Below are 17,693 nucleotides of genomic sequence, written 5' to 3'. Positions count from 1 at the left end.
TCTGGAAGAAAAGGCAGTCGATGCTTATGGATATTGGTTCTGTAATTTTAATCATCGCCGCAGCGGTGCTGATTGGAATCCTGATGCAGATATTCCTTGTAAAACGGAAGTCGGAAGTGAAGCTCAAACTGAAGGATGAGCAGATCACAGAAGATGAGATGGACGGTGAGAAATTGTACCGCTTCAAAGTTTTAAACGACTCGGACCAGTCTGTGGTCATGACAGATGTCAGATTATATTCGAACGGCACGGAAATTTTCGACAACGGACACCACCCGAGCTTCAAGGCACCTGAAGAGGCGGACGGTGATGTCGTCCGGATTGATTCAAAGCGCATCCGCGACGTCAGTCATCTGCTCAGCATGAATTTCCTCGGCACGACCGTGGTGCAGCCGAAAGAAGAGATGACTTATTCATATTACCTGGATGAAATGCCGGACGAGATCAAAATCACCGTGAGGGAAAACAAGGATGTCGACATCATATTGAAGCCGGTGTTTGAATGACCGGTCATATAAAAGGCATGAAAAATGGCGTCTCATCGGATATCACGATGAGACGCCATTTTTGGTTTCAGAAGGCCGGGGCCATATTCATATTCTTTCGCTCAGGCTGTGGAGCAGCTCTCTGCTGTACTCCAAATAGCATTCTGAATCCATTTCTTCCGAATCTTTTTTCACCAGTTCGATTTTGATCAGTTTTTCGTCTTTTTCAAAGAAAGGCACGGATTGTTCCGCATACTCCTCGGTCAATTTATAATACAGATCTTTCGCTTCTCCCTCATCCTGGAAAGAATGATTCTTCACGATGACTTCTTTCTCAGATTCATCAATTGTCTTAAGATTAATATCCACCATCTTTTACCCCTCCAATTAGCTCTGAATTCATTATAACAACATGTGAGGTGTAAAAATCAAGCAGAACGATATTGGAAAAAGGCCCGGGTTCACAAACCCGGGCCTGGAGGATGACTGCAAATTCAATTTTACTCTTCGGAATCCTCTTCTTCCTCTTCTTCTTCGTCATCGGTGTCTTCATCAGTGGCGTCAGCTGCATCCGACTCTGCTGGGTCGCTCTCGATATCTTCAGACTCTTCAAGTTCGATCGTCTCATCCAGCTCATCGTCATTACGGCTCTGGATGACCAGCTCCTGTGATGTATCCACCGGTCCGTAGGCGACCACGGCTGATGCAGACTCTCCAGGCTCAAGCAATTCCGTGGAGGCTTCGACAAGATCAGCATGCTCATGGTCCTCAGGCAGATCCATCGTCAGGTTGTCCAAAGTGACCTCGCCATCTTCAGTCATATGTCTGACAGCAAGCTCCAGGCCAAATGCTTCTTCAGCAGAAGTCGGCACATCACCGTTGTTGGTATATACGAATTCGATCAATACCAGCTCCGTCGGCTCCGCTTCCTCAGCCTCCTCAGCTTCTTCCTCCTCTTCCTCTTCTTCGGCTTCCTCAGGTTCTAAAGTATATTGTCCAAATGATTCTATTGAGAATTCACCATATTCACCCGAGTAATAAACTTCTTCATCCCCAGTTCCTTCGCCGCCTTCTGTATCTTCGGCTTCGCTTTCTTCTTCCTCTTCTTCCTCGTCGTCAGCAGTGTCTTCTCCAGTTTCCCCGGATTCTTCTGTTGCAGCATCATCAGTTTCTTCTTCGGTGGTGTCGTCCCCGTTACACGCTCCAAGAAGCAGAACTGTGGAAAGTCCGCCCGCGAGCAAATATTTTTTTAGACTCATCTTTAGTTTCCCCCTAATTTATAGATACATCACAATTATAATAATATTGCGACAAATAATCAATTTTTATTCCGGAATTTGAAGTAATGAAGCGGGATTCCCCTTAATTCATAGGGAATCAGCCATTTCCAGCAGCTTTTCATATGCTCCGGCCAGGATTTCTGATATGTTGGGGGAAATGAAGAACCCTCTTCATTTAAAGAGGGTTTTCATCATATGCCGGTGATGCCGTAGATCAGGAGACCAATCGACAGCAGCAGTCCGAACATCGTATTCAATTTGCCCATGGAGGCCATTGCCGGAATCAGCTCTGCCGGAGTATCGCCATTTTTCCACTTCACGACGGTCTTGATGGCGAGCGGTATGGACAGCAGCGGCAGAAGCAGGAATATCGAGCCGAAGGATTCGAAAAGCGCAATCCATATCAAAAAGACGTAGCAGAAGGCGAGCAGTGCCGCAGACGTGAGTACCGCGACCGGCTTGCCGACGAGGATGACGAATGTTTTACGTCCGCTTTCCTTATCTTTTTTACGGTCCCTGATGTTATTTGCCATATTGAGGAGCCCGATGGTGATCGCGACCGGTATGGACATCAGCAGCGGGAAGTAGTGGAGCGTGCCCGTATGGATGAAAAACGTGATCATGATGATGACGGTGCCCATGAAGAGCCCGGCAAAGACTTCCCCGAAAGGTGTCCAGGAAATCGGGACTGGGCCGCCGGTGTAAAAATAGCCGACTGCCATCGAAATCACCCCGATGACGAGTATCCACAACGATGAATTGAATGCGATGTAGAGCCCGATCGCTGCAGCGATGATGTAGAATATGACCGCGATATTGAAGACGGACCGCGGGGACATGCCGTTCCTGACGATTGCACCTGCGATGCCGACGGAATCACTGGTGTCGAGCCCGCGCTTGTAATCGAAGTATTCGTTGAACATATTGGTTGCGGACTGTATCAGCAGCGTTGCAATCAGCATGGCTATGAACATGTCCCACCTTATCGGACCGAACAGCAGAACGCTGAATGTACCGACGAGGACGGGGACGAAACTTGCAGTCAGCGTATGGGGCCTCGTTAAGCTTATGTATTTTTTAATGCCTGTATGAGTATCTGGACCTTGCACATTCATCTTCCTTTACCTTTAAGTTGACGAGTTAATATTATCATATTTGTCGCCTTAAATGATAACTCTGGATACACAGTATAGGCAATAAATGATAAAATATGAGTATCTATGGAGAAAGAAGTGTAAAAGAATGAATTTGGTAGAATATGAAGATTTAGTCGAGGAAGTGATTATAGATTCTGATTCAAAATACATCACTTTACATATACCGATTCACGAATATGATATCAGACATGCCCAGTTGTTCACTTATTTCAAGGATTATGCGGGCGAGCGCTACTGGTTCCAGTCGAAAGACGGCGGATTTGACAATATCGGTATAGGATACAGGAAGAGTATCTCCAGAGACAAATTCAAAGCGGCATCCTTAACTTCCGAGAAAAATGAACTTTACAACAGTATACAGATGGTACCGGTCAATGATGATTTATCATCACGCCTGAGCTTATTCGGCGGGGTGAAGTTTGATGATAAAGACACAAATGATGAATGGTCGGATTTCCAGATGGTCGAATTCCATCTGCCGGTCTATCAGTTCGACCTGGTGCGTCAGGAAGTTTTTTATACCATCCCGCAGCATTCGCAGAAGCTGACGGACGCATTGGCGGATTTGTCGGAGGTCCTGAGTGGGCTATCACAGACGGAACCCGACGCTTATGAAAAGGCCGAAGTCAGCATCATCAAGGACATCTTCCCGGATGAATGGAAAGAACTCGTTGATGAGGCGGTGGAAGTGCTGGATGAGGAGACTTTCATGAAGGTCGTCCTTGCCAGGCAGCGCCTGATCACATTCAAATCCGGCATCGATCCGCTGTTCATACTGGACCGTTTGAAGGATGAGAAAGAAACCTACACCGTCTACTATGAAAAGGGCACCAGCGCCTTCGTATCTAAATCGCCCGAGCGCCTGTTTGAAATAGAAGACAACCAGCTCTGGACGAATGCGATTGCGGGTTCTGCGCCGAGGACGGATGATGAGGATGATAATACGTACCAGCAGAATTTTCTCCTGCACGATGAGAAGAACCGATATGAGCATGAACTGGTGAGGCAGTCGATTGTTGAAGACTTAAAGCCTTTCAGTTACATCATCGAGTACGATGAAGTGCCCCATATATTGAAAAATAAATATATATACCACCTGCACACCCCGATCAAAGTCAGCCTGAACGACGGCATTGAAGTATTCGATATACTGCAGGCGATCCATCCGACACCTGCGGTCGGCGGGCTGCCGAAAAAAATCGCAAAAGACTACATCAAGGAGCAGGAATACGGCACACGGGGGCTGTATGCGGCACCGATCGGGCTCATCCATGACAATAATGACTCGGAGTTTGTCGTGAGCCTGCGCTCGATGCTCGTGTCGAGGACAAGTGCGACCCTTTTTGCCGGATGCGGCATTGTGAAAGGTTCGTCATCGGAAAAGGAATTCCAGGAAACGGACGTGAAATTCACACCGATGATGAATGTTTTGGAGGTGGAGAATTGAATCACCAGGAAGCATTGACTACGCAGGTCTTCACTCTGATCGACTGCCTTTACGCACGTGGCATGGAAGAAGTCGTCATCTCACCGGGCTCAAGGTCCACGCCGCTCGCGCTGGCTGCAGAGATCCATCCGGGGATCACAACTTACATTCATCCGGATGAGCGGAGCGCCGCGTTTTTCGGCCTCGGGCTCGGGAAGAAAGACAGGAAGCCGGTGGGGCTGATATGCACTTCAGGGACTGCTGCTGCAAACTATACGCCGGCGGTCGCGGAAGCGGGCCTCAGCCGATCACCGCTCGTGCTCCTGACTTCGGACAGGCCTGCAGAACTTCAAAACATCGGTGCGCCCCAGGCGATCGACCAGGCGGATATGTACAGCAATTATGTATCATACTACACGGAGCTGCCGGTTGCCGAGGGGACGCAGGATTATACGGGCCTCGTAGAGACGAAAGTGATGCAAGCTGCACAGTTCTTTACAGGTACGAATACAGGACCGGTCCATTTCAACATACCGATCCGTGAGCCGCTGATGCCGGACTTGAGCCGGACGGATTTATTCCACAGGGAAAAGAACGAAACGGCGGAACGGACGATCCATAACAATGTTGAAAAACTGACGGGTGACATAATGATCATACTCGGTGAGACGTCACGCCCACTTGATGATTTGGAGGCGGTCTTCAGCCAGGAAAATGTAACAGTGATCGCAGATCCGAGGCAGCATGCACGCCTCGGCAGTGAACATATCGTCACGACGCACGACCTGATGTTTTCAACTTTTTCAGAAGAACAGCTGCAGCAGCTCGAAAACGCACTCGATTACATCGTGCGTGTCGGGGAGCCCGTCACATCGAAACTGACGAACCGTTTCCTGAGCAATGCTTCAGTTCCACAGATACTGGTCAGTGAATACGACGGCCTGAAAACATTCCCGGTGCCGCCAGGCGCGGCTTACACGGGGGATGCCGGTGAGATACTTAAAGACCTGATCGGAGCGGGTGAAGCGTCACCCGTGAAGGAGATGTTCACCCGGCTCGACCGGGAGATAAAGAATCATATCGAAGAGAAAATCGGGGACTACGATGATGAAGGGCGTTTCATGCATGAAGTCCTCAGGCGTTCACCGGACGAGATCGTCTTCGCCTCGAGCAGCATGCCGATTCGGGATGTCGAGCGTTATGACACGCGGCTCAAGCACAAAATCTATGCCAACCGCGGTGCGAACGGGATCGACGGCGTGGTTTCAACTGCGATTGCGATGGCTGCGAGTGACAGCGTCACGCTCGTCATCGGGGACATTGCACTTTATCATGATATGAACGGGCTCGTCATGGCTAAATTGAATGATATCGACATCAACATCGTCGTGTTCAACAATGACGGCGGCGGCATATTCAACTTTTTGCCGCAGTACGAAAATAAAGACCATTTTGAGCGGCTGTTCGGCACACCGCTCGGCCTGGACTTTGAACATACCGCAAAACTTTATGACTTCAATTACTCCAAGATCGAATCGACGGCCGACCTTGATGAATTGGTGATTCCGCAATCCGGTAGGAACCTGATTGAAATCATGACGGACCGCACCGATAACCTGAACTCACATCAGGCACTCAAAAAAGAAATCGGACAGCTGGTGAAAAAATTTGAAATTTAAATTGCATCATCACTTCATCGGTAACGGCCGTGACGAAACCGTGCTGCTGCTGCACGGCTTCATGGCCGACTCAGGCAGTCTTGCAGGTGTCGGTGCCGGCCTCGGCGGGCGGTTCAATATACTCTATGTTGACCTGCCGGGTTTCGGGGGCACGCAGAGCACGGGACATGACTATGATATGGAAGTGCTCTCCGGCGCCCTTGAAAATAAGCTGGATGAGCTTGAACTCCAAAAAGTGCATGTCTTCGGTTACTCCATGGGCGGCAGAGTCGCCTTATCGTTCGCGATATACCATCCGGAGCGTGTCCGTTCATTGATACTGGAAAGTGCATCCCCTGGACTCAGGACCGCGTCTGACAGGGAAGCGCGACAGGAGATTGATGAAGCGCGTGCAGTGAAGATCACGGATGATTACCGGGCTTTCCTCGATGAATGGGAGAGCATGGGTTTATTCCAGTCGCAGCAGTCCCTGCCGAAAGGGACATTCCAAAAACAGCGGAAGATGCGCGAATCGCAGATACCGGAAGAAGTGGCGGACAGTCTCAGGAAATACGGCACAGGCGTCCAGCCGGCGTATTGGGACAGGCTGTCAGAACTCAAGATGCCGGTGCTGCTGATCGCCGGGGAGCGGGACTCTAAGTTCGTCTCCATCAACGAAGAAATGCAGGAAAGCATACCCCATGCAAGATTTGAGGTCGTGGAAGGTGCCGGACACAACATTCATTTAGAATCACAGGAAAAATTTGATACAATGATATCAGAGTTTTTAACTTAGGAGGCAAATGATTATGGCAGTAGAATGGCAAACGTTAAAAGAATACAGAGAGATAAAATATGAGTATTACAACGGCATCGGCAAGATCACGATCAACCGTCCGGAAGTGCGCAATGCATTCACGCCGCTCACGGTCCAGGAGATGATCGACGCATTCACCCGTGCACGCGACAATCAGGATATCAGCGTCATCGTTTTGACGGGTGAGGGCGACCTTGCATTTTGTTCAGGCGGAGACCAGAAAGTGCGCGGTCACGGCGGTTACGTCGGGGAAGATGAGATTCCGAGACTGAACGTGCTCGACCTTCAAAGGCTGATCCGCGTCATTCCTAAACCGGTTGTGGCAATGGTTGCAGGTTATGCGATCGGCGGCGGTCATGTGCTGCATGTCGTCTGTGACCTGACGATTGCTGCTGACAATGCGAGATTCGGACAGACCGGTCCAAAAGTCGGTTCATTCGATGCAGGCTACGGTTCAGGGTATCTTGCAAGGATCGTCGGCCATAAGAAAGCACGTGAAATCTGGTACTTATGCCGCCAGTACAATGCGGACGAGGCGCTTGAAATGGGTCTTGTCAACACGGTGGTGCCGCTTGAGAGCCTGGAAGACGAAACGATCAAGTGGTGTGAGCAGATGATGGAACACTCACCGACCGCACTCCGTTTCCTGAAAGCTGCCATGAACGCCGACACGGACGGCCTCGCCGGTCTCCAGCAGATGGCGGGCGATGCGACGCTTCTATACTACACGACAGAAGAAGCGAAAGAAGGCCGCGATGCATTCAAAGAGAAAAGGAAACCGGATTTCGATCAATTCCCGAAATTCCCGTAAAAATCAAACCCATCCGAGTGATGGGTTTTTTGAGGTGTCAAATATGGAGAACTGGCTGAAAACAGCAAGTGAAGCGGCGCCGGAGAAAACCGCCGTCAAGTTCAATTCCGAAACGATCACATATTCAGAACTGTACAGGGAGGCCCGCACGCTTGCCGGGAAGATAAAGTCCCTCGGCGTGGACAGGATCGGCGTCTTCATCTACAACTCATCCGAATCGTTGAAGCTCATCCATGCAATGATGCAGGCCCGCATCGAAATGGTCCTCATCAATACAAGGCTCACGCCCCATGAAATCGAGCAGCAATTGAATGATGTCGGGGTCACGATGATCATAACGACAAAACCGCTTGAAATGGACGGCTTTGAAGTGGTCCGTTTCAAGGCGTTGTATGATCTGAAGCCTGTCCCGCTGGAAGAGCGTCCCATCAACGGGGATGATATACTCTCCATCATGTTCACATCCGGGACGACCGGCCGTGCAAAGGCCGTCAAGCAGACGTATGCCAATCATTACGCTTCCGCCGAAGGCTGTGAGAAGCGGTTCGGTTACGGTACAGACAGTGTATGGCTGCAGGTGAACCCGATCTTTCATATATCCGGTCTGTCGATCGTTTTGAGGTGCGTCATCGCACAGTGCACGAATATCCTCGTGGATAAATTTGATGAGGAAAAGATATTTGGACTTATGAAAGAGGAAAAGGTCACCCATACGAGCCTCGTCCCCATAATGCTGCAGCGGCTGCTGAAAGTCGGCAGCGATTTCGGGACGCACCTTGAAGGGATACTGCTCGGCGGGGCGGGCGTCACGAAAAAGGTGCTCAAGGAAGCGCTCGATAACGGACTTCCGGTATACAACTCATTCGGCATGACAGAGACATGCTCGCAGATTGTCTCAATTCCATATACTGATGGCAAGATTCTGGACGGCACCGTCGGAAAGGCGCTCCACAATGTCGAGTTGAAAGTGGATGCAGGCGGTGAACTGCTGGTAAGGGCGGAAAATGTCACCCCGGGATATTTGAATGCGGAGATGGAAATCATAGACGGTTATTTCAGGACCGGTGATCTCGCCCGGCTGGATGAGGAAGGCTACCTTTATATACTGGACCGGCGCAGGGATCTGATCATCAGCGGCGGTGAAAACATCTATCCAAAAGAGATAGAGGACAGGGTACATGAAGTGGACGGCGTGGAAAATTGTGTCGTCATCAAGGCGAGTGACGCGCAGTGGGGCGAGACCCCGGTCCTCCTGGTCCAGGGTGATGCCGGAATCAGAGAAGATATCCTGAAGCATCTCACTGAGACGCTCGCAAGATACAAGATGCCGAGGGAAATCCATTTCGTGGATGAAGTCATCATGACATCGACGGGCAAAGTCTCGCGGCAGAAAAATTATAAAAAGTATATAAAAAATCACCAGTCCGGGATTCCGGACCAGTGATTTTATTTTCCATCAGGATAGTTTTTGGGATTCAGGGGTACAGGATCATAACCGCCCGGGTGGAACGGATGGCATTTCAATATACGCTTTACAGCCATCCAGCTCCCCTTCAGCGCCCCGTGCTCCTGAACCGCTTCTATGCCGTAATTGCTGCATGTCGGGTTGAACCTGCATGAAGGCGGGAACATCGGCGAAATGGCTTTTTGATAGAAACGGAATATATATATGACGATCTTTTTCATGATTTCACCAGATTTTTTATTATTTTATACATAATAATGATAAAGGGTATACCGAGATTAGGCAAATAAAGGATGCTGATGATATGAAGGAATTTACGGATTTTGAAGGCAGAAGAGTGACGTTCACTGAAGACCGGCTGGATGATACGAAACATGTGCTTGCAATACCGAAGTTCAATCATAAGTACTTGTTCACACGCCATAAAGTCCGCGGCGTGGAATTCCCCGGCGGAAAAGTCGAAGCGGGGGAGACGCTGGAAGAAGCGGTGCAGAGGGAACTGTTCGAAGAGACCGGCGCCTCCGTGGAGGACTTGAAGTTCGTCGGCACCTACACGGTGCATGCGGAAAAGCCGTTCAACAAGGCTGTCTTCCATGTTGAAGTGCGCGATCTCACCTTCAGGTGTGAGTATATGGAGACACACGGACCTGAGATGTTTGATGCCGTCGACGACATCCCGGGTGAGGAGAGAAGCGTGCTGCTGGAGGATGAGTGCATCCTTTATTTATATGAGGAGAGCAGGGGAGATGCGTTCTTCGGATAATGAGTTTTCCGATTTGAATGGGAATAAATACCCTCGCCAAATCGGAAAGTCGTTCGAAAAGCGATCTGGGCGCCCATATTTTGTGGCTCAAATCGGATATGCTTATTCAAACCGATCTCAGGCAGCAAATCAGGCTCTGCAAATCGGATAAGCTTGCGAAAAACGATCACACGGGATAAATAAAGGCCTGCAAATCGGATTTACCTGCAAAAACCGATCAAACGCGATGGAAATCTCCGTTCAAATCGAATTACTGTAGAAACAAAAATCCCCTGACATCTCAAAAAGATGCCAGGGGGTCTTTGTTTTACTCAGTCCACTCTGATACTAAATCGGCGTTGTCTTCAACCCAAGTTTCAGCAGCTTCCTGTGGAGAAGCGCCCTGCTCGATTTCAAGCATCACTTCTTCCATGTGGTCGGTTTCCCAATAGAAATTATCGAGTACACTGTATGCATGCGGGCTGTCCGCTTCAAGGTCCTGTCTTACGATCGTGTTGATCGTCTCAGCTTCCCCGAAGGAACCTTCCGGATCTTCAAGATATTTGAGGTCGAATTCCTGGAACTTCCAGTGCGGTGACCATCCGGTCACGACGATTTCTTCACCGTTCTCGACGGCACTTCTGAGTTCAGTCGCCATGGCGCCTGATGAGGAAGTCTGTACTTCCCAGTCACTCAAGTTTTCATAATCTTCGTCAACAGCTCTTTCAGCTGCCTGGACGACGCCTGCACCCGGTTCGATGCCCGTCACCGTCTGGTTCGCTTCATCGCCGAGGTCGGCGATTGAATCGACAGGGAAGTCTTCAGGGACGACCATGCCGATTGCGGCACCTTCAAGGTTCGGCCCGAGGTCGACAATGTCGCCTTCGTATTCATCGTACAGGTTACCGTGTGTCAGCGGCAGCCATGCACTGACCATCGCATCCGCCTCATCCGTTGCGATGGACTGCCACATTACGGCGTTGTCCAAAGGTGTGATTTCAACGTTGTAACCTTCATCCTGCAGGACTTTCTGAATCACGTGTGTGGACGCGATCTCCGAATCCCACTCCACATATGAAAGTGTGAGGTCTTCCTCACCAAGGTCGCCTGTTGCTTCAGAACCTTCTTCTCCGGTGCTGTCTGCACTGTCTTCTTCGCCAGTGTCTGTTTCTGCACCCTCATCACCACATGCAGCAAGCACGAGTGTCAGAGCGGCTGTAAGAAATAAAAGATGCCATTTCTTCATAATAAATCCTCCTGTATATATTTTATTTATTTGTACTGCCGGACTGGGTGAATCGGTCAATGATGATTGCCAATATGACGATTCCAAGTCCCGCAACAAATCCTGGTCCAACTTGAGCCCTTTGGAGCGAGCTCAATACTTCTGTACCCAATCCCGGCGCGCCGATCATGGATGCGATGACGACCATCGAAAGTGCAAGCATGATCGTCTGGTTGATGCCTGCCATGATGGACGGTCTTGCCAGGGGCAGCTGCACTTTGAGCAGTTTCTGCATCGGTGTCGTACCGAATGAGTCACTCGCTTCAATCAATTCTGTAGAAATTTGCCTGATGCCGAGGTTGGTCAATCTGATCGTCGGTGGTGAGGCAAAAATCACCGATGCAAATACACCCGGCACCATACCGATCCCGAAAAATGCCACTGCCGGTATCAGATAGACGAAAGCCGGCATCGTCTGCATCAGATCGAGTATCGGCTTCATGATCGTTTCAAAAACATCGCTCTTCGACATCAATATGCCGAGCGGCACACCGATCACAATCGATATCAATCCACTGATGATGACGAGCGTCGTCGTATCAATAAAGTTCTCCCATAAGCCCTGGTTCTGTATGAACAAAAGGCCGATGCCTATAAGTATTGGGGAGAGGATCTTCTTCTTCATGAAGATGACCGACAGGCCCATCACGATCAGTATGAATATTAAAGGCGGTATAAACTCCAGTATATTGATGATCCAATTCATCAAAGTGCCGAGATAATTGTTGATCGGATCGAAAATGAAGTCGAAGGCGCTGGTGACCCATCTGACAAAGTCCGAAGTCCATTCAGAAAGGGGGAGGCGGGGGAGATTATCTAACATCTTCTTCCACCTCATTTCCTATGGATAAGACTTCGAATACATGCTCGAACTCCACGATGCCGGCGACTTCGCCCTTATCTTTTACAGTGAGCTCCCTCACGCCGTTCTTGAATGAATAGTATGATTCATATAAGAGCGCCTCTGCATCTATCGCCGGATTGGCATCGGTGTTTTCCTGCGGATTCGCCGGACGCATGATGTGTTTGACTTTCAGCACTTTCGAACGGTCGATGTCCTTCACGAAGGCCTTGACGTAGTCATTGGCCGGATTGGTCACAATCTCCTCAGGTGTGCCGACCTGTGCGATCTCCCCGTCCTTCATCAGGGCGATCCGGTCCCCGATGCTCAATGCTTCATCGAGGTCATGGGTGATGAAGACGATGGTCTTCTGCATCTTCTGCTGGAGCTGGAGCAATTCCTGCTGCATTTCTTTCCGAATCAGGGGATCGAGGGCTGAGAATGCTTCGTCCATCAGCAGAATGTCGGTGTCGCTTGCGAGCGCACGGGCGAGCCCCACACGTTGCTGCATGCCGCCCGACAGCTGATTCGGCTTTTGATTCTCATAACCGCCGAGGCCGACCAGTTCAAGCGCATGCCGCGCTTTTTCAAGACGGTCTTTTTTAGGGATGCTGCGCACTTCAAGGCCGAATGCGGCATTCTCCAATATAGTCTTGAAAGGGAAGAGGGCGAAGTTCTGGAAGACCATGCTCAGGTTTTCCCGTCTGAAGTTCCTCAGTTCCCCGGCGCTCAGTTTCGCAACATTTTTCCCTTTGATCATCAGATCACCGACGGTCGGTTCGATCAGCCGGTTGATCAGCCGGATCAAAGTAGACTTGCCGCTGCCTGAAAGGCCCATGACGACGAAAACCTCACCTTGTTCAATCTTCAGGTTTGCGGATTTTACGGCGACGGTGGCGCCGGTCGCATCCAGTATTTCATCTTTGGATGCATTATTATGTAATAATTGTTCCACTTCTTTGGTGTATGTCCCAAACACTTTGGTGACATCTTTAATTTCTATCACACTCAAAATACCCATTCCTTAATTAAGCTTTTATGTGCTTTATTTTTAATACGACATTATCAACGTTAACATAACGGAATATATTAAGCAAACCACCTAATATATGGTTCTATAATATTTATATGTAATAGACTTAGTAAAAGTAACCAAAGATGATGGATTTCCACATGTAATGTAAAAACCCATCTGAGAAAACTCAGATGGGTTTCATATTCTTGAAAAGTATTATTGGAATCCGCCTTTTTCAGCGATTTCTTTTGATTCTTCACCGAATTTGGAGAAGTTTTCTTTAAACAGTTCTTTCAGTTTATTCGCACGCTCGTCGTAGCCGTCTTCATCCAGCCATGTATTTTTAGGCATGAGGAGTTCGTCGGGTACACCTGTGATCGTGACAGGTACATTCAGGCCGAATACTTCATCCTTTTCAAATTCGCCGAGTTCGAGCTCTCCGCTGATTGCGCGGCGGATCATCGTGCGTGTATGTTTGAGGTCCATGCGGCGTCCGACACCGTAACCGCCGCCGGTCCATCCGGTGTTCACCAGGTAGACGTTCACGTCATGTTTTTCAATCAGACGGCCGAGCATCTTCGCATAGACGGTCGCTTCCAATGGAAGGAACGGGGAACCGAAGCAGGAAGAGAATACCGGCTGCGGCTCTGTGACGCCTCTTTCAGTACCTGCGAGCTTGGAAGTGAAGCCGCTTAAGAAATGGTACATCGACTGATCCCGGTCGAGTTTGCTGATCGGGGGAAGTACGCCGAACGCATCTGCCGTCAGGAAGATGATCGTCTGCGGGTGGCCGGCCACTGAAGGGATGCGTGCATTGTCGATATGGTGGAGCGGGTAGGCTGCACGTGTGTTTTCAGTCAGTGAATTATCTTCATAGTCCGGTGTACCGTCTTCATCGAGCACGACGTTTTCAAGAACGGCACCGAAACGGATTGCACCGTGAATCTCAGGTTCTTTTTCCGCTGAGAGGTCGATGGTCTTCGCATAACAGCCGCCTTCGATGTTGAAGACGCCTTCGTCGTTCCAGCCGTGCTCATCATCACCGATGAGGTCACGGTGGGGATCGGCTGACAATGTCGTCTTGCCTGTTCCGGACAAGCCGAAGAAGAGGGCGACATCCTTGTTCTCACCGACGTTTGCAGAGCAGTGCATGCTCATGACACCCTGTTCCGGAAGCAGGTAGTTCATGATCGAGAAGATGGATTTCTTCATTTCTCCTGCATATTCGGTACCGCCGATCAGGATGATACCTTTCTTAAGGGAAACGATGACGAATGCCTCTGAGTTTGTACCGTCCGTTTCAGGATCGGCCTTGAAATTCGGGGCGGAGACGATGGTGAATTCAGGATCGATGTTCAAAGCTTCCTCTTTGGTCTCTGGTCGGATGAAGAGGTTCTGCACGAAAAGGTTGTGCCAGCTGAACTCATTGATGACCTGCAGGTTCAGGCGTGTGCTTTCATCGGCACCCGCATAACCTTTGAATACGAACGTCTCATCTTGACTGTTCAGGTGGTCGATCACTTTTTCGAAGAGGTTGTCGAATACTTCTTCGGAGATCGGCTGGTTCACTTCACCCCAGTCGACCTTATGGTCCGAAACGTTATCTTCAACGATGAAGCGGTCTTTGGGACTGCGCCCGGTGTACTTTCCAGTTTCTGCCCTGAGTGCGCCTGTGTCCGTCAGTGCGCCTTCGCCTCTTCTGAGTGAAGCGGTGACGAGATGGGGAGTGGAAAGTTGAACTTTTGTGGTATCTTTGGATACCAGCTTGGAAATTAATTCAGAATGGTTGACCATATGTATGCCTCCAGGAGTAGAATTTGATGACTATTCGCAAGTAGTATAACACATTATCAAATGATGTAACACATTAAAAATGGGACTATTCGCGTTTACCTTTCATCATACTATCTGTGAAATAAAATGTTAAGACAACCTTTCATAAAAGGTACATTTTACACTTATTATATAATATTATTTATAGACTATTCGTAATATTTGAAATAAAACGTTTTTTACCCTTACTTTACGAAAGAAATGTTATATACTTATATGTAAATATTTAGAAGGGGAGTAAAAGTCATGAAAAAATTCTTTATAGGGTCCGGCCTTGGAATAATGATGATTTTAAGCGGCTGCAGCCCCGAAGCAGAATCGGATACCGCAGCTGACGAACTATCTGAGGCACTCGCCGAGACCGAAGCTGAAAACGAGCAGTTGAATGAGGCGATTGGAAGCCTGGAAGAGGAAAATCAGGAATTGAGGGAACAGGCTGAAGAAGCTGCCGGCGGTGAAGGGGATGATGAGGAAATTGATGAACTGAAGAATGAGAATGAAGAACTTCAAGGCATGAATGCCGAACTGCAGGAAGAAAATGAGGGCCTGGCATCTGAAGTTGAAGCACTGGAAGCGAAAAATGATGAATTGAATGGTGAAATCGCGTCACTTGAAGATGACATATCTTCCCTGCGTGCAGAAGATGATGAAGCCGAGACTGAGGCGGACCTCGGCACCGGTGATATCGGTGACAGTGAGGATGCGGCATCCGGGGACGATGTACCGGCGGAATGGCGGGCGGCGCTGGACAGTGCCTACACTTATGCCGAAGTCCTGCATATGTCAAAGGCTGGCATCTACGATCAGCTTGTCTCTGAATACGGAGAGAATTTCCCGGCTGACGCAGCACAGTATGCTGTGGATACCATGGAGTGGGACTGGAATGCGAATGCGCTGGAGTCTGCGAAGACTTACCGTGAAGTCATGAGCATGTCGAATGCCGCAATATATGACCAGCTGATATCAGAGTACGGGGAGCAGTTCACGGCGGAAGAGGCGCAGTACGCAGTGGATAACCTGGACTGATAAAAACGGAACCTCTTGTATTGTCGCAGCCATTCTAGTATATTATAACCTGAGTTATCTCTTATCCAGAGCAGGTGGAGGGAACAGACCCGTTGAAGCCCAGCAACCTCTTTTTATTAAAGAAAGGTGCTAAAGAACGCAGAGTATTCTGAGCGATAAGGGGAAGAGCGGAGTCTTTTCTCTATGTTTGAGAAAAGACTTTATTTTGTTTTAAGAGATAGCCAATAACTTAAAGGAGCAATATACAAAAATGGGCGAAAGAATTTTATTTACATCGGAATCGGTGACCGAAGGTCATCCTGATAAGATAGCGGACCAGATTTCGGATGCGATTCTGGATGAAATCCTCACACGGGATAAGGATGCACGTGTGGCATGTGAGACAGTGGTCAACACAGGTCTTGCATTGATCGTCGGTGAAATCAGCACAGAGACTTACGTGGATATCCCCAAAATTGTGAGGGAGACGGTGAAGGGCATCGGCTACATCGATGCAAAATACGGTTATGACTACAAGACGATGTCGGTCCTGACAGGCATTGATGAGCAGTCTGAAGATATCGCAGTCGGCGTGGACAACGCGATAGAGACGCGGAAGACCGATGAAGTGACGACAGGGGCGGGGGATCAGGGCCTCATGTTCGGGTATGCTTCAAATGAAACGGCTGAACTGATGCCGCTGCCGATCTCCCTTGCACATAAGCTGTCGAAACAGCTGGCTGAAGTGAGGAAGAACGGCGCACTGGATTACTTGAGGCCGGACGGCAAAACGCAGGTGACGGTCGAGTATGACGAGGAGGATAATGTGAAGCGGGTGGACACCATCGTCATTTCCACGCAGCACAGTGAAGGCGTCTCGACCCAGCAGATCTACGATGACCTGCTTGAGCACGTGATCGAAGCGGTGGTGCCGCAGCATCTTCTCGACTCGGAAACACGTTACTTCATCAACCCGACCGGCAGGTTCGTCATCGGCGGACCGCAGGGTGACGCAGGCCTGACCGGCCGGAAGATCATCGTGGACACTTACGGCGGGTATGCACGCCATGGCGGCGGTGCCTTCAGCGGAAAAGACCCGACGAAAGTCGACCGCTCGGCTGCCTATGCTGCAAGGTACATCGCGAAAAACATCGTGGCAAGCGGCATATGCGATAAATGTGAGATACAGCTCGCATACGCGATCGGCGTCAGCCAGCCTGTATCCATTGCAGTCGACACCTTCGGCACTTCGGAGGTCAGTGAAACGGAAATCGTCGAGGCGATCCGGGCATTGTTCGACTTATCACCCGACGGCATCATCAGGATGCTGGACTTGAAGCGGCCGATCTATAAGGACACGGCAAGCTACGGCCACTTTGGTCGTGAAGATCTGGACGCACCGTGGGAAGCAGTGGATAAGGTCGCGTATATAAAAGAATATTTAAACCATCCAATACAAAAATAAACCCGGGGGAATTCCCCCGGGTTTTAATTTCATGAAAGAGATTAAACTTCGTCGTCTTCCTCTTCCTCTTCTTCTTCATCTTCTTCAAGTGGATCTTCAGCTGCTGGATCCTCTGCACCTTCTTCTTCAGTGCCTTCTTCCATTGCCGGATCTTCGGCTGCTGGATCTTCTTCAGTTTCACCTTCGCCACATGCTCCAAGTACGAGTACTGACGCCAGTCCGCCTGCCATTAGATACTTCTTCAAGTCCATAGTAAAAGCCTCCTAATTTAATTTCCTAATATATTTTATGGGTAATACCTGCTAACTCTCTTTGTCTATGCAGCAAGTCATACTCTCTATTACCCATGTTGCATTCATTAAAACATATATCCATATAAATGTTAAACGAAAAGGTGGAAAAATCAGA

Annotated in this window: 19 protein-coding genes and 1 riboswitch; of the genes, 9 read left to right on the top strand and 10 right to left on the bottom strand. The window is 49.3% G+C overall.

Annotation, left to right across the window (positions count from 1 at the left end):
• The first annotated feature begins 20 nt into the window (after positions 1–20).
• A complete protein-coding gene (locus tag LPW40_RS04440) occupies positions 21–506 on the top strand; it encodes a hypothetical protein (RefSeq protein WP_230820996.1) in 486 nt (161 codons plus the stop codon).
• Positions 507–593: 87 nt separating this feature from the next.
• On the opposite strand, the gene LPW40_RS04435 is transcribed toward LPW40_RS04440, so the two are convergent.
• The 4 genes from LPW40_RS04435 to LPW40_RS04420 form a co-directional block, all read right to left on the bottom strand.
• A complete protein-coding gene (locus LPW40_RS04435) occupies positions 594–857 on the bottom strand; it encodes a hypothetical protein (RefSeq protein ID WP_230820995.1) in 264 nt (87 codons plus the stop codon).
• Positions 844–1,026, bottom strand: a complete 183-nt coding sequence (locus LPW40_RS04430) for a hypothetical protein (RefSeq protein ID WP_230820994.1) — start codon at positions 1,024–1,026, stop codon at positions 844–846. The genes LPW40_RS04435 and LPW40_RS04430 overlap by 14 nt, the downstream gene beginning before the upstream one ends.
• On the bottom strand, positions 986–1,744 hold the full coding sequence (locus LPW40_RS04425; protein ID WP_230820993.1) for a DUF5067 domain-containing protein: 759 nt from the start codon (positions 1,742–1,744) through the stop codon (positions 986–988). Before LPW40_RS04425 ends, LPW40_RS04430 begins: the two co-directional genes overlap by 41 nt.
• A gap of 212 nt (positions 1,745–1,956) precedes the next feature.
• Positions 1,957–2,880, bottom strand: a complete 924-nt coding sequence (locus tag LPW40_RS04420; RefSeq protein WP_230820992.1) for a 1,4-dihydroxy-2-naphthoate polyprenyltransferase — start codon at positions 2,878–2,880, stop codon at positions 1,957–1,959.
• Positions 2,881–3,007: 127 nt separating this feature from the next.
• Here LPW40_RS04420 and LPW40_RS04415 point away from each other — a divergent pair, with 127 nt between their 5' ends.
• From LPW40_RS04415 to menE, 5 genes are read left to right on the top strand one after another with little or no spacing between them, the layout of a single operon-like run.
• Complete coding sequence (locus tag LPW40_RS04415; RefSeq protein WP_230820991.1) at positions 3,008–4,369, top strand: isochorismate synthase; 1,362 nt, start codon at positions 3,008–3,010, stop codon at positions 4,367–4,369.
• The gene (menD, locus tag LPW40_RS04410; protein WP_230820990.1) at positions 4,366–6,027 is read left to right on the top strand and encodes a 2-succinyl-5-enolpyruvyl-6-hydroxy-3-cyclohexene-1-carboxylic-acid synthase; all 1,662 of its coding nucleotides are present in this window, start codon (positions 4,366–4,368) and stop codon (positions 6,025–6,027) included. Before LPW40_RS04415 ends, menD begins: the two co-directional genes overlap by 4 nt.
• Positions 6,017–6,802, top strand: coding sequence for a 2-succinyl-6-hydroxy-2,4-cyclohexadiene-1-carboxylate synthase (menH, locus tag LPW40_RS04405; protein WP_230820989.1), 786 nt, complete (start codon positions 6,017–6,019; stop codon positions 6,800–6,802). Before menD ends, menH begins: the two co-directional genes overlap by 11 nt.
• 13 nt (positions 6,803–6,815) lie before the next feature.
• Positions 6,816–7,634, top strand: a complete 819-nt coding sequence (gene menB / locus LPW40_RS04400; protein WP_269063200.1) for a 1,4-dihydroxy-2-naphthoyl-CoA synthase — start codon at positions 6,816–6,818, stop codon at positions 7,632–7,634.
• A gap of 43 nt (positions 7,635–7,677) precedes the next feature.
• On the top strand, positions 7,678–9,078 hold the full coding sequence (gene menE, locus LPW40_RS04395; RefSeq protein ID WP_230820988.1) for an o-succinylbenzoate--CoA ligase: 1,401 nt from the start codon (positions 7,678–7,680) through the stop codon (positions 9,076–9,078).
• A gap of 2 nt (positions 9,079–9,080) precedes the next feature.
• On the opposite strand, the gene yidD is transcribed toward menE, so the two are convergent.
• Positions 9,081–9,320 carry a membrane protein insertion efficiency factor YidD gene (gene yidD / locus LPW40_RS04390; protein ID WP_230820987.1) on the bottom strand — a complete coding sequence of 80 codons (240 nt, stop codon included), beginning with the start codon at positions 9,318–9,320 and terminating at the stop codon, positions 9,081–9,083.
• A gap of 83 nt (positions 9,321–9,403) precedes the next feature.
• Here yidD and LPW40_RS04385 point away from each other — a divergent pair, with 83 nt between their 5' ends.
• Positions 9,404–9,862 carry an NUDIX domain-containing protein gene (locus LPW40_RS04385; protein WP_230820986.1) on the top strand — a complete coding sequence of 153 codons (459 nt, stop codon included), beginning with the start codon at positions 9,404–9,406 and terminating at the stop codon, positions 9,860–9,862.
• Between the two features lie 307 nt (positions 9,863–10,169).
• Here the strand turns inward: LPW40_RS04385 and LPW40_RS04380 are convergent, their stop codons facing one another.
• From LPW40_RS04380 to pckA, 4 genes are all read right to left on the bottom strand, one after another.
• Positions 10,170–11,087: a glycine betaine ABC transporter substrate-binding protein gene (locus LPW40_RS04380; protein ID WP_230820985.1), complete on the bottom strand. Its 918-nt coding sequence runs from the start codon at positions 11,085–11,087 to the stop codon at positions 10,170–10,172.
• 22 nt (positions 11,088–11,109) lie between these two features.
• Positions 11,110–11,949, bottom strand: a complete 840-nt coding sequence (locus LPW40_RS04375; RefSeq protein WP_230820984.1) for an ABC transporter permease — start codon at positions 11,947–11,949, stop codon at positions 11,110–11,112.
• Positions 11,939–12,979 (bottom strand): quaternary amine ABC transporter ATP-binding protein, encoded by a 1,041-nt coding sequence (locus tag LPW40_RS04370; protein WP_330166171.1) that lies wholly within the window; start codon positions 12,977–12,979, stop codon positions 11,939–11,941. Before LPW40_RS04370 ends, LPW40_RS04375 begins: the two co-directional genes overlap by 11 nt.
• Before the next feature lie 219 nt (positions 12,980–13,198).
• Entirely contained in the window at positions 13,199–14,776 is a 1,578-nt protein-coding gene (gene pckA / locus LPW40_RS04365) for a phosphoenolpyruvate carboxykinase (ATP) (protein WP_230820982.1), read from the bottom strand.
• A 285-nt stretch (positions 14,777–15,061) separates the two neighbouring features.
• Between pckA and LPW40_RS04360 the strand changes: the two genes are divergently transcribed.
• Positions 15,062–15,841, top strand: a complete 780-nt coding sequence (locus LPW40_RS04360) for an Ltp family lipoprotein (RefSeq protein WP_230820981.1) — start codon at positions 15,062–15,064, stop codon at positions 15,839–15,841.
• A 58-nt stretch (positions 15,842–15,899) separates the two neighbouring features.
• Positions 15,900–16,003, top strand: a riboswitch (SAM riboswitch).
• Positions 16,004–16,091: 88 nt separating this feature from the next.
• A complete protein-coding gene (metK, locus tag LPW40_RS04355) occupies positions 16,092–17,285 on the top strand; it encodes a methionine adenosyltransferase (protein WP_230820980.1) in 1,194 nt (397 codons plus the stop codon).
• A gap of 41 nt (positions 17,286–17,326) precedes the next feature.
• Here metK and LPW40_RS04350 read toward each other — a convergent pair whose 3' ends face one another.
• The gene (locus LPW40_RS04350; RefSeq protein ID WP_230820979.1) at positions 17,327–17,536 is read right to left on the bottom strand and encodes a hypothetical protein; all 210 of its coding nucleotides are present in this window, start codon (positions 17,534–17,536) and stop codon (positions 17,327–17,329) included.
• Positions 17,537–17,693: the final 157 nt, after the last annotated feature.

Origin of the sequence: Salinicoccus halitifaciens, from assembly GCF_021026095.1 — a bacterium.
Taxonomy (GTDB): domain Bacteria; phylum Bacillota; class Bacilli; order Staphylococcales; family Salinicoccaceae; genus Lacicoccus; species Lacicoccus halitifaciens.
This window is presented reverse-complemented; position numbering and strand designations above follow the sequence as displayed.

Bases quoted from the DNA above. Each gene is read 5' to 3' on its own strand.
- LPW40_RS04385 (WP_230820986.1), top strand. From the start codon at position 9,404: ATGAAGGAATTTACGGATTTTGAAGGCAGAAGAGTGACGTTCACTGAA.
- LPW40_RS04435 (WP_230820995.1), bottom strand. From the start codon at position 857: ATGGTGGATATTAATCTTAAGACAATTGATGAATCTGAGAAAGAAGTC.
- LPW40_RS04375 (WP_230820984.1), bottom strand. From the start codon at position 11,949: ATGTTAGATAATCTCCCCCGCCTCCCCCTTTCTGAATGGACTTCGGAC.
- LPW40_RS04380 (WP_230820985.1), bottom strand. From the start codon at position 11,087: ATGAAGAAATGGCATCTTTTATTTCTTACAGCCGCTCTGACACTCGTG.
- LPW40_RS04425 (WP_230820993.1), bottom strand. From the start codon at position 1,744: ATGAGTCTAAAAAAATATTTGCTCGCGGGCGGACTTTCCACAGTTCTG.
- LPW40_RS04440 (WP_230820996.1), top strand. From the start codon at position 21: ATGCTTATGGATATTGGTTCTGTAATTTTAATCATCGCCGCAGCGGTG.
- LPW40_RS04350 (WP_230820979.1), bottom strand. From the start codon at position 17,536: ATGGACTTGAAGAAGTATCTAATGGCAGGCGGACTGGCGTCAGTACTC.
- yidD (WP_230820987.1), bottom strand. From the start codon at position 9,320: ATGAAAAAGATCGTCATATATATATTCCGTTTCTATCAAAAAGCCATT.
- LPW40_RS04430 (WP_230820994.1), bottom strand. From the start codon at position 1,026: ATGACGAAGAAGAAGAGGAAGAAGAGGATTCCGAAGAGTAAAATTGAA.
- pckA (WP_230820982.1), bottom strand. From the start codon at position 14,776: ATGGTCAACCATTCTGAATTAATTTCCAAGCTGGTATCCAAAGATACC.
- LPW40_RS04420 (WP_230820992.1), bottom strand. From the start codon at position 2,880: ATGAATGTGCAAGGTCCAGATACTCATACAGGCATTAAAAAATACATA.
- metK (WP_230820980.1), top strand. From the start codon at position 16,092: ATGGGCGAAAGAATTTTATTTACATCGGAATCGGTGACCGAAGGTCAT.
- LPW40_RS04415 (WP_230820991.1), top strand. From the start codon at position 3,008: ATGAATTTGGTAGAATATGAAGATTTAGTCGAGGAAGTGATTATAGAT.
- menE (WP_230820988.1), top strand. From the start codon at position 7,678: ATGGAGAACTGGCTGAAAACAGCAAGTGAAGCGGCGCCGGAGAAAACC.
- LPW40_RS04360 (WP_230820981.1), top strand. From the start codon at position 15,062: ATGAAAAAATTCTTTATAGGGTCCGGCCTTGGAATAATGATGATTTTA.
- menB (WP_269063200.1), top strand. From the start codon at position 6,816: ATGGCAGTAGAATGGCAAACGTTAAAAGAATACAGAGAGATAAAATAT.